Raw genomic sequence first — 25,768 nt, 5'->3', positions numbered from 1 at the left:
GCACTATGGGACGAGCTGTTAAAGGTACGATTACGATTGAAGGTCACGAAATTGCGATCACAAACCCGGATAAACCGCTGTGGCCCGAAGCAGGTGTAACTAAGGCGCTATATCTTCGCAAGCTTGCGGTATTGGCCCCCTTCCTGCTCAAATATTGCCATCAGCGTCTACTGACTGTCATCCGTTGGCCACATGGGATTCATGGGGACTTTTTTTATCAGAAAAATGCCCCACATCCTCGGCCAGACTACATTGAAACCGCTCTGCATGATGGCATTGAGTATATCGTGCTTGGCAAGCTGCCCCAACTACTCTGGCTCGGTAATCAAGCTGCGTTGGAATTTCATCCCTCTCTGCACCTAGCAGGAAGCCAATTGCCCTGTGAATGGATGATTGATCTTGATCCATCCAGAGAGGTCGAGCCACGCATTATGGAGGCTGCCTCCATTGTAGGCGAAGTATTAGCTTCGCTTGGGTTGGACTCTGTCCCCAAAACCTCCGGGGCCACGGGTGTACAAATTATCGTCCCAATCCGTCCAGGCATAACCTTTGACGAGCTTCGCAGCATCGGACTGTTGGTTGGACAATTTGTAACGGAAAAACACCCGCATCTATTCACACTGGAACGATTAAAGAAGGATCGCGGAACAGCCATTTATTTTGATTATTTGCAGCATTATCAGGGAAAAACCTTAGCCGCTCCTTATACTCCACGGGCACGTCCCGGCGCTACGGTCTCCACTCCACTAACCTGGGAAGAGGTACGGCAGGATGTGTCACCACTGAATTACCATTTGCTGAATATTGAGGAACGGTTAAACCAGATAGGCGACTTGATCGACAAGGTTCCTCCCCAGCCTGTAGAGGACCTCCTCAAGCATATGCGTTCCAAAACACACCCAACCTAATCCATGCTTTGAAGCACAAAAAAGGGGACGAACCCCGCAGCCATAGGCTGAGAAATTGTCCCCTTGCGCTAGTGTATTCCTTTTTTCTTAAAACGTCCGCCCTTCACATCGTGAATATTACCAATCGCAATGAAGGCGTGCGGGTCCCAATCCTCAACGATGCTCTTGAGCTTCGCTTCCTCCAGTCGGGTAATGACGACAAAAATCACTTTCTTGCTCTCGCCTGTAAAGCCGCCTTCACCTTCCAGGTAAGTTACACCCCGTCCAAGACGGTCCGTCAGGGCATCTCCGATATCACGATATTTATCACTAATAATCCAGACCGATTTGGACTGATCCAGACCCTCAATCGTAATATCAATCATTTTCATAGCAATATAATAAGCAATCATGGAATACAGGGCATTCGGCCAACCGAACACAAAACCCGCACTTCCCAGAATGAAAATATTAACAAACAGTACGATCTCACCGACCGAAAAAGGAGTTTTTTCACTGACGAGAATAGCTACGATCTCTGTCCCATCCAGCGAGCCTCCGGACCGAATCACAAGACCTACCCCAACGCCGAGAATGACACCCCCAAAGATAGCACCAAGCAGCGGTTCCCCAGGAGTCAATGCACTTACATTGTGAAGTAACGCAGTTCCGATGGACATAACGACGATGCCGAATAATGTGGATAAAGCGAAGGTTTTACCGATTTGTTTGTAACCGATAAGTAAAAATGGAAGGTTCAACAGGGTCAGGAAAATACCGAGCGGATAACCAGTAATCTTGGAGGCCATAATGGAGATACCTGTAACGCCTCCGTCAATAACGCCGTTAGGAACCAGGAATATTTCCAATCCCACTGCCATCAGCGCTGCACCAACCACGATCATGGCTGCACGCTGTAATAAGCGTTTTACTTTGTTCTTTGGATTAGCTGGAATTTTGCTGATCTTGGTCAACTCTCCGGTTACATCTGTGATCTCAGACAGATTTTGGACTTCCTTGCTCACTACACTCATATATAAATCCCCCCGTTACAGTATGGTATATTAGACCGAAAAAGGGGCTGCTCTCCGCAGTCCCCTCTCCTTTACGGCGCTTAGTTATATGATTAGTATATCATAAAACTGTGATTTTGCGCAAAAAAGTTAGCAAAGAGCACATAAATCACAATAAAGCGGGATTATATTGATAAAAACGGCGAAAACCGCCTCTAAAGGAGGGGAGAGAGCATGCGAGTTAGAATTTCAGCTATTTTTTGAGATCGAGGACGTCTGCGGAACACGTTCAAATCTATTTTTGAAGAGTTGGAAATGTCCTCTACAAAATCTGCCGAAAGCCGTTTTAACGCCGAAGTCGCAAAAAGTACAGCGGTCAACTCAAAATTATAGAAAAAGCTTCGCATGTCCATATTGGCGGTCCCAACCGAGCCGAGCAAATCGTCCACAATTACCACTTTGGCGTGGATAAATCCTTTTCGATATTGGTAGAACTCCACTCCCGCCTCAAGCAAATCTTGTACATAGGACAGTGACGCCAGGTGAACCAGTTTTGAATCTGATTGGTAGGGAATAATAATTTTCACATCTATGCCACTGACGGCCGCCAGCTTCAGCGCCTCATAAATCCCCGGATCGGGAATAAAATACGGCGTCGTTATCCAAATCCGCTTTTTGGCAACCGTGAGCGCTCCAAAGCACAATTCCTGAATCGTGTCCCATACCTGATCGGGACCACTGCTCAAAATCTGTACTTCCTCATCCCCTGTGCAGGTATGTGGAGGAAATAAATTCACGTCCATCAGCCTCTCTCCCGAAGCCAGCTTCCAATCGCTAAGAAACACATTTTGCAGAAAATAGACGCCATCTCCTTCAATCTGCAAATGCGTATCCCTCCAAAACCCCACTTTGGGGTACTTTCCGAGATAATCGTCGCCTACATTGATTCCCCCCACAAATCCGATCGTGCCGTCCACCACTACGATTTTCCGGTGATTACGATAGTTAATCCGGCGGTCTAGCGTGGCGAAAAACGGCGGTAGAAAATAATGAAATTCGACCCCAGCCTCATTACAGGTGCGAATAAATGAATAGGGTAAATTGTAGCTCCCTACGCCGTCCACAATGAATCGTACCTTAACTCCCTCGCGTGCCTTACGGATCATGACCTTCTGAAATTTTTTTCCGATTTCGTCTGCCCGAAATATGTAAAACTCCACATGGATATGATGTTGTGCCTGTTCCATCGCTGTTAGCATAGCCTCAAAGGTTTCTTCCCCGTTCGTCAGCACACGTGTACGGTTGCAGCCTGTCAACGGGTTTTCCGACATACGAATTAACTGGTTAAACAGACGCTCCTGATGCTTAAAATGAGGATTGTGCATTTGCTCTACATTTTCAATCACCTTGGTTTGCGCCCACAGACGTTCACGGAATTCACGAAATAGCTGCGATCCTGCTTTACGAACCACTTTGCGCTTCTGGTAATCCTGTGCAACAAAATAGTACACCACAAAACCAATAAGCGGGAAGCAAAACAAAATAAAGAGCCAGGCTACCGCTTTGGACGGCTTGCGAAATTCAAAGAGCAGAATCGTCCCGGTCTGAAAAATAAAAATAATTAAAACCAACAGCAACCACAGCATGTCTAAGCCTCCTTATATATCTACGTTTTATACAAAGCTCCAATTTTCTTGACATGTTTGCCTCTTAAGCTGAATAGATAGTAACCAAGCACTATAGGAGCGATGTCCGGAAAGGAGCGATTATGAAAAAAGGAAGCCTAAATCGCCGGATGACCCTGCTTGTCATTCGGGATGCACAGCAACCGCCCAAGCAGCTACAATGCTCCGCAGCCGCTGTCATTCTCGTCCCGACCCTTGTGATCGCATCAATCTCTACGCTCGTGATCGGGCTGCAAATCCGTTCTTCCCATATTATTTCCCAAATGGAAACCAATCTTGCTGTCCAGAGTTTGCAGATGGAGGTCACAGTAGCAGACAAAGACGCAGCCATTGGGCGACTGCGGCAGGAAGTCATGGAGCTGACGAATCAAGCCACCAGTATTCGCGAACGTCTCCAGCGTGTAACAGAGCTGGAGCAACAAATGCAGCAATTCATTCGTAAACACGGAAATTCCTCCAGCGCAAGCAGCAATAAATCAACCATAACCCCGCTCTCCTGGGATGCTTCCGGCCATACTGGGGGCGAATTGATCGCAGTGCATGAAAATACAGCTCTTCTAGCCCGCCAGGTCATGGATGATTTTCAGGAAATCGAAGCTCTGCTAGACACTGTGGAGCGTACGGTTCCGCGCTCTATTCAACAGGCAAATGCCGTCCAGCAGAACCTGGAGCGCCAACAAGCCGCACAGCTGCTCCAGACCCGCAGACTGGCACTTGCTGAACAAGGGAGACCCTCCATTTGGCCTGTTGGTTCGCGGCGCATGACCTCCAGTTTCGGTTATCGCAGCGACCCATTTACAGGTAGATCCGCTTTTCACTCCGGCGTGGACATTGCCGGTCAATCCGGTGATCCTGTCTATGCGGCAGGGGCAGGCACTGTGCTGGAGGCCGCTTCCAGCGGAGCCCGTGGCAATTGCATCATCATTCAGCATCCTGACGGACTCCAAAGCTGGTATATGCACCTAAGCGGGATGCAGGTAGCTCCCGGGGACCGTGTTCACAAAGGACAGACCATTGGCCTGCTGGGAAGTACAGGGAGAAGCACGGGACCTCATCTTCATTTTCAGATCGTCAAGCATAACCAACCTGTCGATCCATTGCTGTATGTACAATAAGGATTTTGCAAAATACTTACCATAAAGGATTGGAGGAAAACGTTCATGTTCAAGGAATCCAAAAAAAAGCTCTCCACCCCGGCGACGGATACACTGCTCGCTAACGGCACTAGCTTTGAAGGTACGATTGAGGCAGAGGCCAACATTCGCATTGACGGTCATTTCCAGGGCGATATCTACAGCACTCGTACTGTCGTCATTGGAGAATCAGCAGTTGTACGTTCGGACATCATTGCACGGGACGTCATTCTTGCCGGCAAGGTATTCGGCAGCATCACCGCGGAAGGACGGCTGACCATTACACCGACAGGCGAACTATATGGAAATACGGCGACCCCTACATTGGTCATTTCTGAAGGCGGCATACTGAACGGCACGAGTCAAATGAACCAAACTATGGAGGCAGAGTCGCCAACTGCTATAGAGAAATCAGATGATGAAAATCAATCCAGTTTCAGCCAAGACAATGAGGACAGCCAAGCCTCCCTACAACCCGAAGCGGGATAGGGCGGCTTACACTCCTTATATTTCTAGCAAAGCCTCCATTTACTCCATAATATCCTCCACTCTGCGTTCCAAAAATAAATGGTATACCTTGCGTATGACGATTTTGCCACACATATACAATGGAATAACCAAAATGATACCCAAGATCCCAAGTAGATCGCCACCAACTAGCAATAAAATGACGACAGTCAACGGATGAATGTCCAGTTGCTTGCCAAAGACAATCGGTGACAGCCAATTATCCTGAATTTGCTGTGCAACGATCACCACCACCAGCGACCAGAGCGCCATGGAAGGCGATTCGAGAAATCCAATGATAACCACAGGTATAGAAGCAGCTACTGCCCCCACATAGGGAATAAAATTAAGGAAAATCGAAATAACGGCAAGTAGCAAAGCATAAGGCAAACCAATAATCAAAAATCCAAGGAACATCATCAAGCCCAACGCGACATTGATCAGCACTCGACTGACGATAAAGCTGCTGAGTGCACTATCAATATCCTCCATCACTTCCAGCGCGTCCTTATGATATTTTTTAGGAAAGAAGTTGAGCATTTTAGGACCAAACTTGCTTCCTTCCTTCAGCATGTAGTAGAGCAATATGGGAAAGGTAGCCAATACGATAAAAAAGTAGGATACGAACGATACCAGCTTTACCGAATAATCTGACAGCGTTGAAAAAGCTTCGTTTAACGTATCTGACAGTTGTGACAGCGGGTCTTCACCCGGAGGCAGCACTTGTCTCAAGGATTGATTATGCCGCCATTGGCTTAATTGATCAACCAGACTTTTAATGAGCTTCGGCGCATTCTCAAATAAATTGGTCACCTGATCACGGAGCGTAGGCCATACTCCCCATGAGAAGAGGAACAGTAACACGCCAATGACCAAATAAATCAGTAATATGGAAATCGATCGTTTGATTTTTCTTCGTTCCATGACATCTACGATCGGTCTCAATAAATAATAGAGGAAAAAAGATAGCATCAGCGGTACTATCAGCAGGCTGACCAAGGATACGAGAGGACTGAATATAAAGCTTACTTTGGTGCCCAAGTAAATGATGAGCAATAGCATGACGATTCCTGAAGTCAGACGAAAAAAACGATTATTTTGCAGCATATCATGCGCCCCCTGTTCTGTTTCTCTCTACTTCTTTAAACGCAAACCGACCCTATTGATTGATTCTTGCTGAAAATAGATTACAATATACCCACACTTACAGAATATGTAGCAAAAAAGGAAGTCCAAATGGCTAGGCATTGGACTTCCTTTTTGTGATCTTAGCATTTTGCCAAAATCCTCGTATGATTAAATCACACATTCTAAGAGATACGTGTTTAGGTTGAAACATCGCGTTTTACGAAAACCACCCAGGCAATTGCGATAAAAAACACATAATAAGCAGCCAGCACGGTGAGCGAAAAGGTTAGATCGGAAGTTACTGTACCCGGTGGCATATCTAGATATTTTTTCAGATCCATATGCGTAAAGAGTACGTATTGGGTCCATTCAAAACGATCTGTGCTGAACAAACCAATCGAGTTATACACTGTTTTGGTGAACATCATAAACAAAGACAAACCAATCGCCAAAGCGCTCGAACGAAACACCGCAGATAACATAAATGCAAAAGCCATGGTCACGAATAGGGCGATATAGCTATACAAAAAGTTCAGCGTTACGTAAGATACCGGATCACTGAACAGCGGAACAGAGCCCGCTGGTGCATCCTTCGATAACATCAGCCAGGAGGACAGCGTAACCATCAAAACCAAAACGATCGTTCCGAGCAAGCTGAACAAAATCACCGATATATACTTGGACAACAGAATTTTGCTGCGAGTCCAAGGGCGAATGAGCAGTAGCTTAATCGTTCCCCATGTAAATTCACCAGCCACCGAATCAGCAGCTACAATGACCGTAAACGTCGTATTGAGGAAAAATGTAAATAATGTTGTCAATGCGATGCCATCCCACACACTGACCTGATCGGAAACCAGAGAAATCAGCATCGGAATCACAGCGGTGATGACTGCCAGCAGCCCCAGCATGATCCATGTGCGCACACGCAAGTAGATTTTGAGATTTTCATTATGTACCAGCTTGAAGAAATCAGCCAATGGACCCGCCTCCCGTCACTTCCAAAAATTGATCTTCCAACGTACGGGCAACCGGGCGAATGGCATACACCTTGACTCCATTTGCAGCCAGCAGACTGTTCATCTCTGCAATCTGTTCCCGCTCCAGGTGAAGCAGTAGTTGATTGCCTTCGACTTGCCCTGCTCCAGCAAGCGTATAAGCTTGCTCGGCATCATTGACTTCAAAAGCAATTTCCGCCGTCTGCACTTCTCCCTCTGTATTCTTCAGCTGCTTGATATCGACCAACCGTCCGCTCTGAATAATAGCCACGCGGTCGCACATCAGCTCCATCTCGGACAATAAATGACTCGATACAAACACCGTAATTCCTTCCGTACGGGTTAATTGACGCAAATAATCCCGCAGTTCACGAATACCCTGTGGGTCCAAGCCATTGGTCGGCTCATCCAGCACGAGCAGCTTCGGACGATGCAAAATCGCCTGAGCTACTCCGAGTCGCTGTCGCATCCCGAGCGAGTAGGTTTTGACTTTATCGTGAATTCGGTTTCCGAGTCCCACCAGACGAATCGCTTCATCTATACGCTCTTGGGTCACCCCTGGAGACATGCGCGCAAAATGCTGCAAATTTTGATAGCCTGTCAGAAACTTGTACATCTCCGGGTTCTCAACAATCGCACCGACATGGGAAACAGCCTTTTCAAAATCGGTATTGATGCTGTCTCCGCAAATATGAATATCACCCTTGCTGATCGAAATCAGGCCAACCATCATACGAATGGTGGTCGTTTTTCCCGCACCGTTGGGTCCGAGAAAACCAAATACCTGTCCGGCCGGAACCTCCAGTGTCAGATTGTCCAGGATCGCTTTTGAGGAAATGATTTTACTCACACCCTCCATACGTATGACGGGAACCTGCCCTGTCGCTTGCTGCATGCTATGAAACTCCTTCCATCCGGAGTGAAGCTGTCATCCATTTTACTGTACATTTCCGGTTTTGGAAGTATTGTACCATATTTATCCTTTCAGAAACACCTTTGAGAACACCATATCACGTTTGTTCCTTTTCCTTGTATATCCAAAGCACCCTCCACTCCTCATCTTCCTGCGTCACATAACAAGGCTGTACGATATCAAAATTACCGAATCGGGTCTTGTAATGCTGAGTGACCGTAATACGGTAGACCTTCCCTAAATCTTCCCCATTTGGATCGGTACGAATGTCATATTCTACCTGCGGCTCCCCCAGTTCAAACGTAAACGTATCCGTCCCCATATCCTGCATAAAAACGTGCGCACGCTGCTGTACATACGTGGACTTCTCGAATTTCTTCTTCATTTGTGAATGAAAAAGCTCCCAGGAGCCGCCAAAATTCCCCGATTGCTCCATTGTGTAGAACTCGTTCAGCGCTTCTACGGCTTGATCCCCTTCCCCCGTAGACATCACCCCACGCAGACCCATCCACAGCAGCCATAGCAATCCACATAGGATTGCAAAGTACAGTAGCTTACGGACGAACGCCGAAGCCGCTCTCCTTCTAAGCAGCACATATGTCCCTCCCTCTGTTGGACTATACCGAATACTCTACAGATGTATGTAGGACAAGGTGAGTTTAGAAGAGAATAGCGGGTCCTCCCTATAGGACATTTGCCTGCATAAGGGATGTCTAAGGCGATGCAGAAGTGGTGACCAAATGTTTCTCCAGCACTCCATGGATACGTTGGCGTTCCTGCTCATCTACGATGTAATAATACACGCCGTTGATTTTGCTCCCATGTCCCTTCACCTCAACGGTATCCATCTGCTTAAGGGACGGGCCGATCCGGGTCAGAAAGGTCGTCATATCATCAAAGGTAATGTCTGTGCGAATCTGCTCCCCCGCTGCCTCCAGTAGCGGTTTTACTCGCAACAGCCCTTCCTTGCTGATGGACTGGGCAAGAATTTGCTTGAGCAGCTCTCGCTGGCGAGCATTTCTCCCGAGATCTCCACGCGGATCATCAAATCGCATACGGGCATAGGCCAATGCTTCTGCTCCGTTCAAGTTCAAATTCCCCTGCGCAAAATGATGCCCCTCATACTGAAAATCAAGTGGATTGTAGACCTCCACTCCCCCCACAAGATCCACCATTTTCGCAAACCCTTCCATATTCATTTGTACATAGTAATCTATCGGATGGTTCAAAAAATGCTCTACCGTACGGATCGACATATCCACGCCCCCAAAAGCAAACGCGTGATTGATTTTGTCCTCACGCCCTCTACCGATCAACTCTGTTCGTGTATCACGCGGAATGTTGAACATTAACATCGAACCCTTGGCGGGATTCATAGATAGAACGATCATCGTATCGGATCGTCCTGGATCGTGCGGTCGCCGATCTACACCCAGCACCAGCACGGTGAACGGCTTAAACTGAGAGATGGCTGCCGGATTGGGTGTACTTGTTCCAGTGTTTGTTCCTGCGGAGCGCCCTGCTCCGCCTGTCGCAAGGGTAGAGACCACTCCGGGCTGCACGATGCTGCGCGGATGATACATCGCATCAGCCGCTGTTTTAAAGGAATGATACACATAGACGGTATAGGCAGCACCTCCTACAACCAATAACGCCACAGTCCCCAATGTCATCTTCAGCCATCGTTTCATAGTCAGCCTCCCTTTACGGATTCACTACAGACTGATGACGATCTATATCCAGATTGTTCATCTGTGGTCTGCCAACAGAATAGTATGCAAAGGCAGATTGTCTAATTTGTTCTTCCCTATACACATTGCGCCCGTCAATCATAATGGGATACTTCATCAGCTCATTCAGTTCACCCAGTCCGACCTCACCAAACTCCTCCCATTCCGTCAAAAGACACAATGCATCGCATCCTTCTGCTGCTTCCCGCGCGCTATCGGCCCACTTTATTTCCGGGCTGTCCAGCAATCGGCGGAAGTTAGCAGTAGCAATCGGGTCATATGCACGAATATGCGCCCCTGCCTCCAACAGCGACTGCATAATATCCAGTGCCGGGGCATCTCTTACATCATCTGTGTTCGGTTTAAATGCCAGCCCCCATATGCCAATCGTAGCTCCTTCCAGCTCACCCAGTGCCTCTTTCAGCTTGCGAATCACGTTAAAACGTTGTCCCTGATTCACCTCCACCACGGATTTCAGCAGCTTAAATTCATAGTCCACGTTGCCTGCAATTTGAATTAAAGCCTGCGTATCCTTGGGAAAACACGAACCCCCATAGCCGATGCCAGCAGACAAAAAGGAGGAACCGATCCGCTGATCCAGCCCCATACCGTGTGCCACGCGTGTAACGTCTGCACCCACCTTTTCACAAATATTTGCGATCTCATTAATAAACGAAATTTTGGTCGCCAAAAAGGCATTCGACGCGTACTTGATCATCTCGGCCGAATGGATATCCGTGGTTAAGATATTCGTGGTCAGCGGCTCATGCAGAGTTGTTAGTACTGCGGATACATGCGGATCGGAAGCTCCAATGACGATTCGATCTGGCTGTAGGGTGTCTATAACCGCCGATCCTTCTCGTAAAAATTCAGGAACTGAAGCGATACCAAAAGGATAGTTCGTGCGACTAGCAATCCAATTTTGAATACGCTCGTTCGTTCCGACAGGCACCGTGCTTTTGGTAACAATGATCTTGTAGCCATTCATGGCATCTGCCACCTCGCACGCTGCTTCTTCAATATAGGACAAGTTGGCTTCCCCGCTCGGCAATGAAGGTGTACCTACCGCCAAAATAACAATATCAGCTGCCTGCACCGAAGCTGCGGTATCTGTTGTAAAGCTCAACCGTCCCTGCTCCACATTATCTTTAATTAGAGCCTTTAAGCCTGGTTCATAAATCGGTACCCCTCCTGCACGCAACTGCCGAATTTTATCTTCATTCTGATCGATACAGACGACGGTATTGCCAAGCGCGGCAAAACAGACCCCTGACACCAGTCCGACATACCCGGCACCTATTACACATAGCTTCAAAGCAATTCCCCCTTTTTACATGCTGTCTTATTTCACTGTACTTTTGCCCCGCTTTACTTCTCTATGCCTCTCCCTGTATGCCGATTATGATAGAGGGTGAGCCTTTTATTATGTCGATAGGATTTGAGAAAACGATAGATATACATTGGATTGTTATAGGCATACCTCTTCCACAAACGCTTTGGCTCACAGATCAGACGGTACAGCCATTCCAGTCCCAATCTTTGTATCATTAGCGGTGGCCTGCGAACCTTGCCTGTAATATAGTCAAAGGCAGCCCCTACTCCAATCATCACGCCACGGATACGATCCTTGTTGCGATGCATCCAGATTTCCTGCTTCGGACAGCCCAGACTGACGAATATGATATGCGCACCTGAAGCATTGATTTCCTCAATGATCCGTTTCTCCTCATCTGGCTGAAGTTCACGAAATGGCGGTGAAAAGCTGCCCGCGATACGAATTCCAGGGTAATCCTGTCCTATCCTGTCTTTTAAGCTATCCAGCGTATCCGGCGTACTGCCGTAAAAATATACGCTCACCTCCGTCTGTGGCGCACGTTCACACAACTTGAGCATCAAACTGGGGCCATCTACTCGATCCTGACGCTCGAATCCGTACAGCTTGAGTGCCCAAACCAGTGGCATACCGTCTGGAGTACACAAATCAGCCTGAGTGAGCGCTTCGTGGAATTCGGGAAGATCCCCGGCCGTGACAATGGAATGAGTGTTGCAAATACATACATAGCTGTCCTTTCGTCCGACTGCCCATTGTTCCAGCGTATGTACCGTCTCCTGAAACGTCAGCGCTGCAACATCTGTGCTCGCAATCCTTCCGACTCTATACTGGGGCAGCTGCTTCATCATCGCATTCCTCCATAGCCTCGCTATATATCGCTAGCAGTTGCTTCACATTCACTTCTTCCGTATAGTGTGCAGCATAGTTTTGCGCCACCTTCTGTCTCATAGCAGCATAGTTCTCATAGGCTACTGCACGGCGAATCACGGTCTTTATATTTTCCAGATCATCATGTTGAAAATGGAAACCCGTCACCCCGTCCTCCACAACTTCCTCCAATGCGCCGATTCGGCTGCACAATACCGGCGTTCCCACGGAATAGGACTCTACAATCGTCATCGGAAAACCTTCATACCAAATAGAAGGCACCATCACATACATGGCCCGGCTCATGCAGTCCAGCACCGTGTCTCCATCTTGCTTGCCGAGAAACCGAATATCTTCCTGCGGATGAGCAGCCGCCAGTTCAGCCTTTTCTGGACCATCTCCAATGATGACCAGTCTCAATCCGCCCCGATCTTCCAGCTGTGACCAGGCTTGCAATAGATTGCGAACCCCTTTTTCAGCTGAAATCCGCCCCACGAACAACAAATAACGATCATTGAGATCATACTTGGCTTTCACCGTTTGATGATGGACAAAATTCGGTTTTACTGCGATGCGGTCCAGCGGAATGCCGCTTTCGGCAAATTTGTCCCGTGCAAACTCCGTCAGCGCAATATAGCGACTTACCTTGTGCTGCCATGTGCCGATCAGCTCGTTGAACTTAATCATCGCCGCCACCGGAATCGTCTGCAGCTGCGAGCCTCGGTAACATCCATGACGGATGGAGTGCAGCAGCGTGCCGTGCAGGCATTTTTCACAAACTTCATTCCCTCGCATAAAGGTTGCCGCCGGACAGATCAGCCTGTAATTATGCAGGGTCTGGACAACCGGAATCCCCAGCCGTTCACAGGCATGATAGACCGAAGGGGATATGACCGGGAAAAAATTGTGCACATGTACCACATCCGGTTTCACTCGCAAAAGCAGCCCTTTGATCCTTTTGAATTCTGGGAAGGACCAGGTTGCCTCTACCGCCAGCTTTGCCATGTTGGCCAATCCTTTGCTTTGAATGCTGTCGTTATGCACATAGTAATGCTCCGTCTCTATTCCTCTGGAACGCAGCATAGCCGATTCCTGCTCGACAACCTTGTCTTCTCCCCCACTTTGCTGATAAAAGTTATGGATGATCAGTACTTTGCTTACAGGCGGGGTCATTCGTCTGCTAACCTGTTGACTCACGTGGCCGCCCCACTTTCCTGTGTTGATTGCATAGCGTGATTGGAGCTCATGGGTTTGATCCGTTGCTGGCTTACGATTTCATCTGCAATCCGATCCCACGACATACGCTCGATCGTAAGAAATGCTTTCTCGGCTAGGCTTTGTCTAAGCTCAGCATCCTTCAGCAACGTGCCTATACGGCCAGCCCATTCCTCTTCCGAAAAGCTTCTCAGCATCACTCCGCTTACTCCGTCCTCAATCAAGGTAACCGAGCCACCGTTCACCGAAGAAATAATCGGGACGCGGAACAACATGCTTTCCAGCAGTACCATGCCAAAAATATCGTATTGGGTCGGAAACAGCATCACATCCGCTGCTCCGTAAATCTGCCACAGATGACGTTGCTCCACTCTTGGAAAATGTATAATTCTATCCGTCAACCCCAGTTGCTGGGCATATGCCCAATAACGATCCGTATCTATCTTCCGTCCATTCCCAACCATTAACAAAAGGCAGCCAGGATGCTTTTGGAGTACTCTTTTGAACGTACTCAGCATAAAACGTATATTTCTCCGTTCCTCCAGCACACCGACATACAGCAGCACCGGGCGATCTCCGATCCGACGCAGCTCATTCGCAACCTCACGGTTTTCCTCGCGCGCTCCACTGTTGTCGTCACTGTTGAATCCTCTCTCTACATTGCTGCGATCCAGTCCGACCCCAATCGTTATCACGTTGTCAAAGCCTTTATTCTCCAGATAGCGCTTGGCAAGATCGGATTTGACATAGGTTCGGCGTAGAGACTTTGTCACCTTAGGCAGCAGCATAACATCGTACAGTTTGCGGATCAGCGCATGCGTATTATCTCGGTATGGACCGTGATACAGCGCCAGCTTTTCGGGACATTTGCGGGAAAGCAGGTAGGTCATGATCTGGTTGTATTCTGTAGTAATGACCAGATCATAAGCTGCCAGAAAAGAATCTTTGAGAACATCTCTGTAGATGCTGTTGCTTAAGAACTTGAACCCGTGCAGCCAGATAATGCGCAAGGTACAGCCTGCGTGGCGGTAGACCTGTTCCAGATGGGTCTCCTTACGATCATTGTAGTAAACAATATCGCAATCGTAGCCTTTACGGACGAGCGCTTTACCCAAGCCGACTTCCTGCAAATTGTATGAGGCTCCATTCACCTTGCTGGCAAAGTTGCGAAGATATAATATTTTTGGAATCATCATCAGTACTCCTGCCATTTCATATTGGGTGAGTTATGGCATGCGGGGTTTAGAGCCCGCTGCGTGGATGGATCATTCTTCCGATCGCTGTTACCCCCGGATTTCATCTGATTTATATACCCCTTTAAAGGTTAAAATCCGGGGATAAAGGCGAACGCTATCGCTTCTTCAGAACGATTCCATCCACTCCGCTGCTGAGCCCCGTTTCCATAAAGTCACCCCATCTTAAAAAAGGGAATGCTGGGCATGAAGTGCCATCGCTGCGCGATGTACGCGTGCGAATACATACAGGGCGTTGTTTCGTCAAACAACTTGTAAGCTTGGCACGTTATGGCACGCTCACAAGCAAGCATGGCTATACTACCGCTAAGCTGAGCAAGATGCTTTAACTAGGCTTGACTGTCGCTTGCCGTGAGTACTATTCATCAAGCTCTTTCGCCTTGAGAGAGCTATACAGAGAATTAATTACATCGGTTGCATGCTCGGTGTGAAGTTCGCGGCGATAGGGCGTAGCTATCGCCAGGCGGCTCTTACCTCCCCCACCTTATAGGCAGGGAGAAATTCTTTTTGGCGGCGGTGAAACGTAGCGGAGGGTAAGAAATTGAATCTGAAGAAGCGTCAGCGTTCGCCTTTGACGTGGGATTCCGCCCTCTATAGGGCTTATTCAAACCAAGGAATCCCACGTCAACAGCGATCGGAAGATCAAACCCGTCCCGTAGCGGCCTTTCCCCTCCAACTTGAATGTTCCCCCTGCCGCTGTATTTCCTCCATCATTTGCATATTAAAATGGTCTGCCCCTTTAAGCTGGGCGGCTGCCATATCCGCTACCAAAGTCACGCTCGATTCCATCGGTACAAAGCGATATTTGTAGGCTGTAAGCCGATGATCCGTTTCGTGAAATAAAATGTCCTGGGCATAATTGCCCCATCGGTCCTTAGGCATCAAATCAATCGTCATACCTGCATGTGCAGAAGGCAGCAGCATATTGGAGCCGTGAATGCCAATGACTAATCGGCTGGCTGCGTACACCTCACATACCCGCATTTCACTATCCCGATCGAAGCGTGAGACGCGCTCGTCAGAAATCCATGCCGGGAAGCTTCCCGTGCGTCCAAGTCCCGCAACTGTAAAACGATGATCAGGAAAGCTTTCTCTCAGTCTGCGGAACAGTCCAATGATTTTGCTGCGTTGGTGATAAATTAGCGGTTTCAGGCCACGTTTGAGCTGTGGGAATTTTTGCACCGCTCTGGCAATATGATAGCTACCGCTCCACAAACGGTCTTCCCTCCATACAAAGGTGATGCGTGGATCCGACTCAACTTCCTCGTCATAACGGGAGACCCCTGTAAATTGCTCAATTTCAAACTGGCTGGGATGTGAATATGCCGGGCTGACATACACCTCATCAAAACGTATCAATTCCTCAATCATCCGATGATGTAGCAGAGGATAAAAGTTTCGTGCCTTGCTGAACGGCACATCGACCGTCCAAATTTCAGACACATATGCCGGCACCATCCACTCCAGCGACTTTTGCACAATAACGATGATCCCCATTTCCGGTGATTGCTCGTATTCGCGCTGAACATTCAGCAGCTTAAGCAACGCATGACCATACAAATAATCTATGGTGTTGACAATGATCACACGCGAAGAAGCTTTCTTTTTATGCACGGTCATACCGACTGCTAAATCATAGGAAGGATTCATCAAGGATTGCCGCAAAGGCTCTCCGAGCCATTTTCTTGACTTCGCATCACCGGTCAGGATATAGTCAGGCATTTCTACACGATAAGGTGAATACGTCGCATGACCGACCCTCATATCCTCAAGATATTCACGTCCGCAACCCTCACACTTAGTACTGACACATACGTGGATTCCCTGCCACAGTACCTCTCCCCCACGTAACGTGTCTCCACAATGCGGGCACTGTTCCTCATGCCGAACAAATGGTTTAATCGGTATCATGATTGTTCTCTCCAACTTTCGGTACTGTAATATGAACATGCCAGAAGGTCAGGATTGACTTCATCATCCAACCCAAATTGGCTTTGACTTCCTTAAACAACAAATCCATTAGAAATACAGATATCGTAAAGGACAATATCGTCGCCACTAAGGACCCTCGAACCCCAAGCCATGGGATCAGCGCGTAATTGAAGGCGATATTCGTAACCGCACCTATTACCGAGGTCAGCAACGTGTATTTGAACAAATTTTCATTGGTGATAAACAAGCTTTTGGCGACACTAAAGTTGGTGAAAAATAGACGAATCGCAAACAATGACAACAGCGAGCCTGCTTCAGCAAACTCTCTCCCATACAGCACAACTACTACCCATTGGGATAGAAAAAATAAGGGGACTGATGTCACAAGAAAGCATATAAACATCAGCCGATACACGTTAGACAACGTCCGTCTGTATTCGTCGCTTCCTTTCTGCTTGGAACGCGTCACCACCGGGGCATAGGCTGTCGTTAGCACCACCGGGATAAAGCCCAGCACCTCGATGAGTCGGAGTGCAACGGAGTATTGCCCGACTGCTTCGTTTCCCAACAATTCACCGATAATGACCTGATCAATCCGTGCCTGTACATATACAGCGGAGGAGGACAAAATAAGCGGCCAGCTGTGATTCATGATTCGCCGAGCAGTTGTGAAGCGGAACGTCCACTTGTTCACACGCCGTCCTTCCTTATGGAAGAAATACAGCAGCAGCAGGCTTCCCAGCAGAAACTCTCCATGAGCACACAACGCCACTGCCCATATTGGAATACCGGACAACAATAGAATGATTTTGACGGTGGAACCGAGGACAAAGGCGGTATTCTTGGCAACAACCGTATATTTGGACAACATCTGTGCACGAAACCAGTAGTCGATAATATCAAACAACTGAAATACCGAGGCCGTAGCCAGAATCAGATTAATTAACCGTACTGAACTGTCTTCCGGTCTGAGCAGTGAAATAAAGGAATAGGACAGTACAATGGCTACCAAAGTACCTAACAACTTCATCAGAACCGCCGTACCCAATAGCTCGTGCTCATCCTTAGGGTGTTTGACAAGATCGCGTACTAATATAGAATCAAAGCCAAGGGTCGTGAAAATCAGGAACATCCCGAAAAAGGATTCCGCATAATTCCATTTTCCCAGTTCCTCTGGTCCCAACACTCTCGCCATGATGATGCTAACCGCCAGCCCGAATACCATGCGAATCATTTTGTCACCGAACAGCCAGGATGTATTCACCAGCAAACTTCTGCGCGGTTTGGCACGTTTCTTGACTAATGTCATATGTTCTACTCCATCTTGAAAAATGACCTTAAGCATTGCTTTATGATCTGTTGAGCTGTCATACAGCTGAAATCATGTACAACGAAGAGACCCCCCGGCCAGGCGGGTGGCCTCTCCACCTCTTACACGACGACAGAAGCTTCGACTGCAGCCTGCCTTTTTACACGCTCCAAGTCTGCATCCACCATCATACGAACAAGCTGCTCGAAGCCGACTTCCAATCGCCAGCCCAGCTTTTCCTTCGCCTTGGCACAATCGCCAAGCAATAGATCTACCTCTGCCGGTCGAACAAATTGCGGATCAATCACGACGTAATCCTCGTAATTTAAACCTACATGAGAAAAAGCAATTTGCAGCAGTTCACGCACAGAATGCATTTCTCCCGTGGAAATCACGTAATCATCTGGTCGATCCTGCTGAAGCATCAGCCACATCGCCTTTACATAATCCCCTGCAAAACCCCAGTCTCGCAGGGAATCCAAATTCCCCATACGCAGCTCCTGCTGCAATCCCAGCTTGATACGAGCTACTGCATCCGACACTTTGCGTGTTACAAACTCCAACCCTCGGCGGGGCGATTCGTGATTGAACAAAATACCGGAGCAAGCAAACATATCAAAGCTTTCGCGGTAGTTGACTGTAATCCAATGGCCGTACACCTTGGCGACACCATAAGGACTACGTGGGTAAAACGGGGTCATTTCTGTCTGCGGCGTCTCCAGTACCTTACCGAACATCTCGCTGCTTGAAGCCTGATAAAAGCGCGCCTCCGGCTTGGCAAGTCGAACGGCCTCCAGCATATTGGTGACAGATAATGCTGTAATTTGCCCTGTAGCCAAGGGCTGCGGCCATGAGGCCGCTACAAAGGATTGAGCAGCCAAGTTGTAGACTTCATCCGGGTTGGACTGACGGACGGCTTCGATCAGCGAAGCCAGATCGGTCATATCACCAGAAAGCCAGTGAATGTCATTCTGGATATGCGCTACATTTTCAAAGTTCGGTGTGCTGGTTCGTCTGCGCACCCCGTACACCTCATAATCCTTGGACAGCAGCAACTCAGCCAGATAAGACCCATCTTGTCCGGTAATCCCAGTGATCAGCGCTTTTTTCATTCCAATTCCCCCACCGTTATTTATTGTTCAACCAGATTCAGACTTTGAAATGCCTGGTATACAGACCTTAATCCTTCTTCTAGTGAAATACGCGCCGACCAGCCCAGCCCGGAAATCCGAGATACATCTACCAACTTGCGCGGCGTTCCGTCAGGAACGGAAGTATTAAAAGTAATTTCGCCCTCATAGCCGACTACATTTTTGACTCGTTCAGCTAGCTCACGGATGGAAATATCCTCACCCACACCAATATTTACAATCTCATTTCCCTCATAGTTATTCATCAGGAATAGACAGGCATCAGCCAAATCATCCGAATGAAGAAATTCTCGCCGAGGCGTACCGGAGCCCCATACTTCTACAGTCGGAGATTGATTCAGCTTAGCCTCATGAAACTTGCGGATCAGCGCAGGTAGCACATGAGAGGTTTGGAGATCAAAATTGTCGCCCGGACCATATAAATTCGTAGGCATCACCGAAATAAAACGGGTTCCATACTGACGGTTGTAGGACTGACACATTGTAATCCCGGCAATTTTAGCAACCGCATAGGCCTCGTTGGTAGGCTCAAGCTCACCTGTAAGCAGATATTCTTCTCGCAACGGCTGTGGAGCAAATTTGGGATAGATACATGTAGAGCCTAGGAATAACAGCTTGCTTACATTCTTCCGGTATGCCGCATCAATCACATTGGTTTGTATAAGCAGATTGTCACGGATAAAATCAGCCGGATATTCGTTATTCGCCAAAATCCCGCCCACCTTGGCTGCTGCCAGAAATACATAATCCACGGGCTCTGTATCAAAAAAATGATCTACGGCCTCTTTATTGCGCAGATCCAGTTCACGGCTTGTGCGAGTAATAATATGACGATATCCCGCTTTCTGAAGCGCTCGGACAATAGCGGAACCTACCAGTCCATTGTGCCCTGCTACATAAATGTTGGAATGAAGCTCCATCCTTCTCTCCTACCCCTCTTTGTTAAAATGACTTTAATATGCATCCTTGGAGCCCAGCAGCACACGGAATGTTTTCAGCATGATGATCATATCCGTGCGGAAGCTGCGTCTAGATATGTACTCCAAATCCAGTTCTACCATCTGGTCAAAGCTTAGATGATTACGACCGCTGATCTGCCATAGTCCGGTGCAGCCCGGTGTGACCGTCAGACGCAGCTTATCCCTCATGGTGTAATCATGAACTTCTCTTGGCAATGGGGGTCTGGGTCCTACAAGGCTCATATGCCCACGCAGTACATTGAAGAGTTGCGGTAGTTCGTCGATGCTCGTTCTGCGAAGAAAGCGGCCCACACGGGTAATTCGGGGATCGTCCCGCATTTTGAACATCGCACCCTCAATTTCATTTTCCACCAGCAATGCAGACAATCTGGCCTCGGCATCAGACACCATGGAACGAAATTTGATCATGCGAAACGGTCGCTCATGTTTACCAATACGGATTTGATAAAATAATGCACTTCCTTTGGGGTCCTCCAGCTTGATCAACAAAATGACGAGCAGAAATACCGGGCACAGTACGATGATTCCAATAAAAGACAGTATAATGTCCATACTTCGCTTCACGAACGGATATACGCTCCATCCTTGTCGTCGTTCAAGCCCATGAGCGACCGAATATACATCCACTGACGCGCTCAGCACTTTGGCCTCGTTCGAGCGGGAAGAAGACACGTCTCATCACCTCACTCTTTATTGATAAATATTATTTATCCATTGTTAAAAGAATCTTATATACTCTTATTTCCCCCGATTTATTCATGTCAGATTGCGTTCCTCCATACCACGCTCGGCGCGGCGCTTCACGTTATTGAGCACTACACCCAAAATGCGCGCCTTTACTCTTTCCAAATTTGCCTTCGCCTTCTTAACGACATCCTTTTTGACCTTCCCTGCCTGCACTACCAAAATGACACCATCACACATGGCACTTACAATGAGGCCATCCGGAAAAGACAGCAGGGGTGGCGTATCCATCAGAATCACATCATAATGTTCTTTGAGCTCAACTAGTAGAGCCTTCATTCTACGGGAACTGAGCATCTCGGACGGATTGGGTGGATTCGGTCCAGCCGTGATCGCATGCAAATGATCAATCCCGGTTTCCTGAACCACATCCTGCCATGTCTGTTGATTGGCAAGTACCCGTGTCAGCCCTGTATGATTGCGCAAACCAAACATATGATGCAAGGAGGACCGGCGCAAATCCATGTCCATAACCAGCACCTTTTTTCCTTCTTGCGCATAGGTTACAGCCAAATTGCTAATCGTGACTGTTCTGCCTTCACCCGCCTGAGCGGACGCCACCATCATCACCTCAATCGGCTCGTCTATAGAAGAAAACTGGATGTTAGTGCGAAGCATGCGGTACTCCTCCGAAACGGAAGACTGAGCATGTAAGGATGTAACGAGCTGATTATTGATTAATCGCGGCATATTGTCCCTCACCTACCTGTTTAGGAGTTGTAGTAGAGCTGTCAGAGCGTCTATCCTCTTTTTTCATTTTTGAAATCAGGGATAAGGTAGGCAGGCCGAGCTCTTTTTCAACATCTTCCTCATTTTTAAATGTATCATCCAATACCTCCAGCAAAAACGCCAAGCCTATCCCCAGCAATAAAGAAATGGCAAATGCAATAATAACCTGTATAGCGGGATTATTGTTCACAGGAACTGCTGGATCATTCAAACTGGCTTCGCTTAGGATGGTGACATTGTCCATTTTCATGATAGAGGGGATTTGCCGTTTGAATACTTTGGCTACCGCATTGACGGTTTTCACAGCCTTTGTATACGACAAGTCGCGGACTGTTACATCCATGACCTGTGAATCACCTGCGGTGTTCACTCTCAATTTTTGCGCCAAAGCTGACGGAGTAACCTTAAGATCGGGGAAGCTGGCGACCACCTGATCCATAATCGCCGAGGAGATCATAATTTGTTTATAGGAGTTCGTTAAGGCTATGTTGGTTTGCACCACACTGTAATCGACGACACCTGCACGATCCGGTCGTGGTGTCTGGTTAATAATGAGCTTGGCAGTAGCTTCATAAACCTGCGGGGTAAAATATACATTTTTTATGCCTACTACAGTACACACCAGCAGTACAATGCTACCAATCAACCACATTCTTTTGCGGATCAAACGGATGTACTCTTTCAACTGCACAAGACCAGTCCTCCCTGCTTGACTTGTTTTCGATGAATAACGCTTGTACTGATCCTCTGCATGACGGGGAAAAGAACGATGCATGACCCTCTAATCTATAGTAAAATGTTGTATAATAGCGCATAGAAGGTCTAGCCAGCGAATAAGCACAAAATGCTCAATCATCGTTGGCCTCTTAAGGGTATATAAATGAAGATATCAGTGAAAACTATGAAATACAGATACGTTATGTAACTTACATAATTAATTTATGATACAAATTGTATCTTGTCAAGCGCAAAATTACTTTTCTTACCTCTCTTAACCTTGCCTTCAGGAGGAAAAACAGATGAATTATGGAACCCGCATCGCTGAATTACGAGAACATAAGGGACTAAAACAAGAGGAATTAGCGCAATCCCTCGGAATTACGCGGGCGGCTCTTTCTCACTATGAAAAAAATAGACGCAAGCCAGACTTTGAGACCCTGACTAAGCTCGCTGATATTTTCGAGGTAACCATCGATTATTTGGTGGGACGTACGAGCCACCCGACAGCAATATTAGATTCAGATGTGAGGGAATTTGTGGATCAGCTTGAACTGTCCGACGAGGGTATCCTGCAACGTTTTAACCTGACGATTGACGGACGCACCTTGTCTGAGGAAGAAGCCAAACGTTTTATCGCGTTTGTTCGAATGGAACGAATGATGGAATAAGGAACGCGCCGCTGCTTGATGTTTTGCTCAAGTAGGACCAGCAACTGAAAATTACACGCGCTTGTCTTTCCGGTACTTCGTTCTATCAGCATCGCCCTCCAGCCATTCTGGTGTCGTGATCCCACATTGGAGCAAAATGTTCCGGATGTCCAAGTGGATGGCTGCTTTGCCTGCTTTCCGTGCGTTGTCTCGAAGAAGAGGGCCATTCCCCCCTAATTCTGTTTCCTTGTTCATTCAGCACTAACCTCACTTTATTAGTCTTGGTCACCGGAAAGAAATTCCCTACAAACCATGTATGTATAGTCATGAACAAAACTATTATATATGAATACATACCTACAATGTTGTCGTCTTATGACGAGAATATAAAAGGATTTTCTTATTTTTTTCTCCATTATACGTAAAGTATTATCAATTCAGAACGATTTACAAATAAAAAAGAACCTGTCAGGTCCTATTTTCTCCTGATAGGTTCTTTTTTGCTTTCTTTCGGAATGATGTTAGATATTCATGAGGTAAGGTCCTATATGCATTCCGGTGTAACTAAGCAACCTCGGCTGCCTGAGAAACCTGAGTACCTCCGGTCGCTCGGACTTTGTAGACGTAATGACTTCCAGCTTTTACGGTGCGGTCCGTATACGTGCTTCCTTCTACTTGCGAGGCAATCACCTGATAGGCACCGTCTGTACGGTCAGCACGCAGCACATCATAGGATGATATGCCTTCTGCTTGAAGCCAATTAATCTTTACCGCCCCATCCTGAATTGAGGCTGCTTTTACCTCTGTTGGGGCAGAGGCCGTGGTTTGATCTGTACTTTTTAGTTCCAAAATATATTGTACCGATTCGCCAGGACCCAGCTTTTCTTCAAAATCAAGGGCAGGAGAAGCCTTGAGCCCTGATATGGAACGCTGCGCCTGAGTGTAGGTGGAACCCGCTCCAAACCGTTCCCCCGTGTACAAACCAGCTTTCGGCATCGTCACCCGCACACGAACGGTCTGCGTTGTGGATTCAAAATTCACTAGGTTCACCAGCAATTTGTTCGAGGTAGCGCCGCTACCTGCCAGTGGTTTAAGCTTGGATGTATCCACCGCGCGAACATAGACCATCTTATCCTTCGTCTCCTCTGGATTCAGTATGGTATAAGTCAGCGGTTTACCATGCGTAGCATACGCTAGACTCAAGCGTCTCATGATCTTAACGCGAGTGTCCTGTCCTTGCCCAAACGGATAAATTTCCGTGTTAGCCGGGTTGTGACTTTGCAGATCAAAGCCCGTTTTAAACAGCGTATAATCCTTATAAAAAGCAGCGTGCTGGATAAACATATCGGCAAACCCGATTTGCGATCGCATAATCCGATCGAATGCAGCTGCTTGTGGCTGACTAGCCCCGTAATCAGGATTGTCTCGATGCGTATCGTTAGTACCAAACTCCGTGTTTAGCATCTTTTTCGCCAGTCCGTTGCTCGAACCACCGAAGGTTTTCAAATTCTGAACGAAGCTGCCCCCGCCCTCTTCATTATACGATTCACCGTAGGCATGTCCGTTGGTCAGGTCGGTGACTTCTTCCAGCTGTTTACGCTGCGCCGGGTCCCGTTCCCATCCATCCGGATCACCGCATTTTTGCGTACCTCCGGTTTGATTTTTGCACGCCTTGGTAGAGTATGTCGGCCAGTAAGCCCAACCCGGCGCTACGGTTTTGAGATGCGGTGCCAATTGCTTGCCTTCCGTATTCAACCACTTAGCCACAGCCAGGTCTACCGCCTTAGAACGGTTAAACAATCCAGGTTCGTTATCTACTTCATAATATTGAAGGTATGAACCGTATTTTTTTACATAATCACGCAACTTTTGCTTGGCCGTCTCTGGCAGAGTACCATCTTTTTGCAGCTTGATATCACCTGTGTATAGATACAAAGCAGACGATTGCATATTATACTGCTTTAACGTTTGATAGTAATCATCCACATCTGTGCATGCCTTGCCTACATTACTGGCACAAGTTACCCTCATGACGTTGCCACTATAAGCAATTCCCAGCCATTTGAGAACGAAAGGTAGATGCTTAACTGCACCCTGATCATAATAAAATTCTTTATTATTCACATTCGTACCGGTCAGTATATATTTCCCATGTACTGGTTCGGCCGCAGGGGAAGCTAACGTCTCCAAGCTCAAGTCATCCCAAGTCCACCACACATTTTTATCTTCTGCAGAGGAGCAGTATAGGCAGCGCGCTGTCTTTAGCTTGAGTACGTTAACACCGCTTTGCAATTGTTCTTTGGGGATATACAGCTCGTAGTTATTTTTGAAGTTATAGGTACTCCCAGTACCGGATACCCCGGCAATCTGAATAATTCCAGACAGCTGGTGATTTGAAAAGACAGCCATCTGCGGCACCGCTTTGCCCGCATCCAAAATCCGAACACGGAATATCATACCATTGGGAGGAACCTGATTCAGTTTATACTGAAGTGACAGTTCTGGATTCGTGGATGCATTCAAACCTGGAGGAATATCACCACTGCTGAGCAATACCGGAACTGTTGTACTCTCTGCTTCCGACAACGCCGAGAATGTTCCTTTAGCAGAGGATTCAGTAGAAGCTGCTGCTCCAGAAATTTCGATATTATCCCTACCGACCACTCCTTTAAATTCCGCTGAAGAGTCATCCCTCTGGCCCAGCTTCCATACTGGACTGGCCGCCGCTACCTTATCCGTCTGCAATTCTGCACTTTTTGAAGGCGTGTATATAAACCAAGCGATCATGGCTAGAGCTGCGACACCTAGTAATCCGGATAATACGACCGTATACCTATGGGTCAACCATTTTTTCATCATATGATACACCCTCTCTCCTCAAAATTTATGACCGG

Annotated in this window: 24 protein-coding genes; 4 read left to right on the top strand and 20 right to left on the bottom strand. The window is 47.6% G+C overall.

Translation table 11 applies throughout. The annotated features are described in order from the left end of the window. Positions 1 to 5: 5 nt before the first annotated feature. Positions 6 to 908 carry a non-homologous end-joining DNA ligase gene (gene ligD / locus EGM68_RS06410; protein ID WP_064962373.1) on the top strand — a complete coding sequence of 301 codons (903 nt, stop codon included), beginning with the start codon at positions 6 to 8 and terminating at the stop codon, positions 906 to 908. A 68-nt stretch (positions 909 to 976) separates the two neighbouring features. On the opposite strand, the gene EGM68_RS06405 is transcribed toward ligD, so the two are convergent. Both EGM68_RS06405 and cls read right to left on the bottom strand, forming a co-directional pair. Beyond that, positions 977 to 1,921, bottom strand: a complete 945-nt coding sequence (locus EGM68_RS06405; protein ID WP_013369852.1) for a YitT family protein — start codon at positions 1,919 to 1,921, stop codon at positions 977 to 979. 194 nt (positions 1,922 to 2,115) lie between these two features. Beyond that, positions 2,116 to 3,546, bottom strand: a complete 1,431-nt coding sequence (cls, locus tag EGM68_RS06400) for a cardiolipin synthase (RefSeq protein WP_025678084.1) — start codon at positions 3,544 to 3,546, stop codon at positions 2,116 to 2,118. Positions 3,547 to 3,668: 122 nt separating this feature from the next. Between cls and EGM68_RS06395 the strand changes: the two genes are divergently transcribed. Beyond that, on the top strand, positions 3,669 to 4,700 hold the full coding sequence (locus tag EGM68_RS06395; protein ID WP_025678082.1) for a M23 family metallopeptidase: 1,032 nt from the start codon (positions 3,669 to 3,671) through the stop codon (positions 4,698 to 4,700). A gap of 45 nt (positions 4,701 to 4,745) precedes the next feature. Further along, on the top strand, positions 4,746 to 5,207 hold the full coding sequence (locus EGM68_RS06390; RefSeq protein ID WP_025678079.1) for a bactofilin family protein: 462 nt from the start codon (positions 4,746 to 4,748) through the stop codon (positions 5,205 to 5,207). A gap of 39 nt (positions 5,208 to 5,246) precedes the next feature. Here the strand turns inward: EGM68_RS06390 and EGM68_RS06385 are convergent, their stop codons facing one another. From EGM68_RS06385 to EGM68_RS06310, 16 genes are all read right to left on the bottom strand, one after another. Further along, a complete protein-coding gene (locus EGM68_RS06385) occupies positions 5,247 to 6,332 on the bottom strand; it encodes an AI-2E family transporter (protein WP_013369847.1) in 1,086 nt (361 codons plus the stop codon). 218 nt (positions 6,333 to 6,550) lie between these two features. Further along, positions 6,551 to 7,333 (bottom strand): ABC transporter permease, encoded by a 783-nt coding sequence (locus EGM68_RS06380; protein ID WP_129548856.1) that lies wholly within the window; start codon positions 7,331 to 7,333, stop codon positions 6,551 to 6,553. After that, complete coding sequence (locus EGM68_RS06375; protein WP_129548855.1) at positions 7,326 to 8,246, bottom strand: ABC transporter ATP-binding protein; 921 nt, start codon at positions 8,244 to 8,246, stop codon at positions 7,326 to 7,328. Before EGM68_RS06375 ends, EGM68_RS06380 begins: the two co-directional genes overlap by 8 nt. Positions 8,247 to 8,361: 115 nt before the next feature. Then, positions 8,362 to 8,859, bottom strand: coding sequence for a hypothetical protein (locus tag EGM68_RS06370; RefSeq protein ID WP_025678077.1), 498 nt, complete (start codon positions 8,857 to 8,859; stop codon positions 8,362 to 8,364). Positions 8,860 to 8,977: 118 nt separating this feature from the next. Beyond that, positions 8,978 to 9,955, bottom strand: a complete 978-nt coding sequence (locus tag EGM68_RS06365) for an LCP family glycopolymer transferase (RefSeq protein ID WP_013369843.1) — start codon at positions 9,953 to 9,955, stop codon at positions 8,978 to 8,980. 13 nt (positions 9,956 to 9,968) lie between these two features. After that, on the bottom strand, positions 9,969 to 11,309 hold the full coding sequence (locus EGM68_RS06360; protein ID WP_129548854.1) for a UDP-glucose dehydrogenase family protein: 1,341 nt from the start codon (positions 11,307 to 11,309) through the stop codon (positions 9,969 to 9,971). Between the two features lie 53 nt (positions 11,310 to 11,362). Beyond that, complete coding sequence (locus EGM68_RS06355; protein ID WP_090736348.1) at positions 11,363 to 12,175, bottom strand: WecB/TagA/CpsF family glycosyltransferase; 813 nt, start codon at positions 12,173 to 12,175, stop codon at positions 11,363 to 11,365. Continuing rightward, on the bottom strand, positions 12,150 to 13,391 hold the full coding sequence (locus EGM68_RS06350; RefSeq protein WP_129548853.1) for a glycosyltransferase family 4 protein: 1,242 nt from the start codon (positions 13,389 to 13,391) through the stop codon (positions 12,150 to 12,152). The genes EGM68_RS06355 and EGM68_RS06350 overlap by 26 nt, the downstream gene beginning before the upstream one ends. After that, positions 13,388 to 14,602 carry a glycosyltransferase family 4 protein gene (locus EGM68_RS06345; RefSeq protein WP_129550299.1) on the bottom strand — a complete coding sequence of 405 codons (1,215 nt, stop codon included), beginning with the start codon at positions 14,600 to 14,602 and terminating at the stop codon, positions 13,388 to 13,390. Before EGM68_RS06345 ends, EGM68_RS06350 begins: the two co-directional genes overlap by 4 nt. A 702-nt stretch (positions 14,603 to 15,304) precedes the next feature. Continuing rightward, positions 15,305 to 16,573, bottom strand: a complete 1,269-nt coding sequence (locus EGM68_RS06340; protein ID WP_129548852.1) for a hypothetical protein — start codon at positions 16,571 to 16,573, stop codon at positions 15,305 to 15,307. Next, entirely contained in the window at positions 16,560 to 17,903 is a 1,344-nt protein-coding gene (locus EGM68_RS06335) for a flippase (protein ID WP_129548851.1), read from the bottom strand. Before EGM68_RS06335 ends, EGM68_RS06340 begins: the two co-directional genes overlap by 14 nt. A 122-nt stretch (positions 17,904 to 18,025) precedes the next feature. Then, positions 18,026 to 19,015, bottom strand: a complete 990-nt coding sequence (gene gmd / locus EGM68_RS06330) for a GDP-mannose 4,6-dehydratase (protein ID WP_064962382.1) — start codon at positions 19,013 to 19,015, stop codon at positions 18,026 to 18,028. Positions 19,016 to 19,035: 20 nt separating this feature from the next. Continuing rightward, positions 19,036 to 19,974 carry a GDP-L-fucose synthase family protein gene (locus EGM68_RS06325; protein WP_129548850.1) on the bottom strand — a complete coding sequence of 313 codons (939 nt, stop codon included), beginning with the start codon at positions 19,972 to 19,974 and terminating at the stop codon, positions 19,036 to 19,038. A 33-nt stretch (positions 19,975 to 20,007) separates the two neighbouring features. After that, entirely contained in the window at positions 20,008 to 20,706 is a 699-nt protein-coding gene (locus EGM68_RS06320; protein WP_129548849.1) for a sugar transferase, read from the bottom strand. 84 nt (positions 20,707 to 20,790) lie between these two features. After that, complete coding sequence (locus tag EGM68_RS06315; RefSeq protein ID WP_025678062.1) at positions 20,791 to 21,468, bottom strand: CpsD/CapB family tyrosine-protein kinase; 678 nt, start codon at positions 21,466 to 21,468, stop codon at positions 20,791 to 20,793. After that, on the bottom strand, positions 21,449 to 22,198 hold the full coding sequence (locus EGM68_RS06310; RefSeq protein ID WP_129548848.1) for a YveK family protein: 750 nt from the start codon (positions 22,196 to 22,198) through the stop codon (positions 21,449 to 21,451). The genes EGM68_RS06315 and EGM68_RS06310 overlap by 20 nt, the downstream gene beginning before the upstream one ends. Positions 22,199 to 22,526: 328 nt before the next feature. Between EGM68_RS06310 and EGM68_RS06305 the strand changes: the two genes are divergently transcribed. Beyond that, complete coding sequence (locus tag EGM68_RS06305) at positions 22,527 to 22,895, top strand: helix-turn-helix domain-containing protein (RefSeq protein ID WP_129548847.1); 369 nt, start codon at positions 22,527 to 22,529, stop codon at positions 22,893 to 22,895. Positions 22,896 to 22,946: 51 nt separating this feature from the next. Here EGM68_RS06305 and EGM68_RS06300 read toward each other — a convergent pair whose 3' ends face one another. Further along, positions 22,947 to 23,129, bottom strand: coding sequence for a hypothetical protein (locus EGM68_RS06300; protein WP_013369830.1), 183 nt, complete (start codon positions 23,127 to 23,129; stop codon positions 22,947 to 22,949). 309 nt (positions 23,130 to 23,438) lie between these two features. Further along, a complete protein-coding gene (locus tag EGM68_RS06295; RefSeq protein WP_129548846.1) occupies positions 23,439 to 25,733 on the bottom strand; it encodes a hypothetical protein in 2,295 nt (764 codons plus the stop codon). Between the last annotated feature and the right edge of the window lie 35 nt (positions 25,734 to 25,768).

The sequence above is a fragment of the Paenibacillus sp. M-152 genome, assembly GCF_003856555.1.
Taxonomy (GTDB): domain Bacteria; phylum Bacillota; class Bacilli; order Paenibacillales; family Paenibacillaceae; genus Paenibacillus; species Paenibacillus polymyxa_C.
This window is presented reverse-complemented; position numbering and strand designations above follow the sequence as displayed.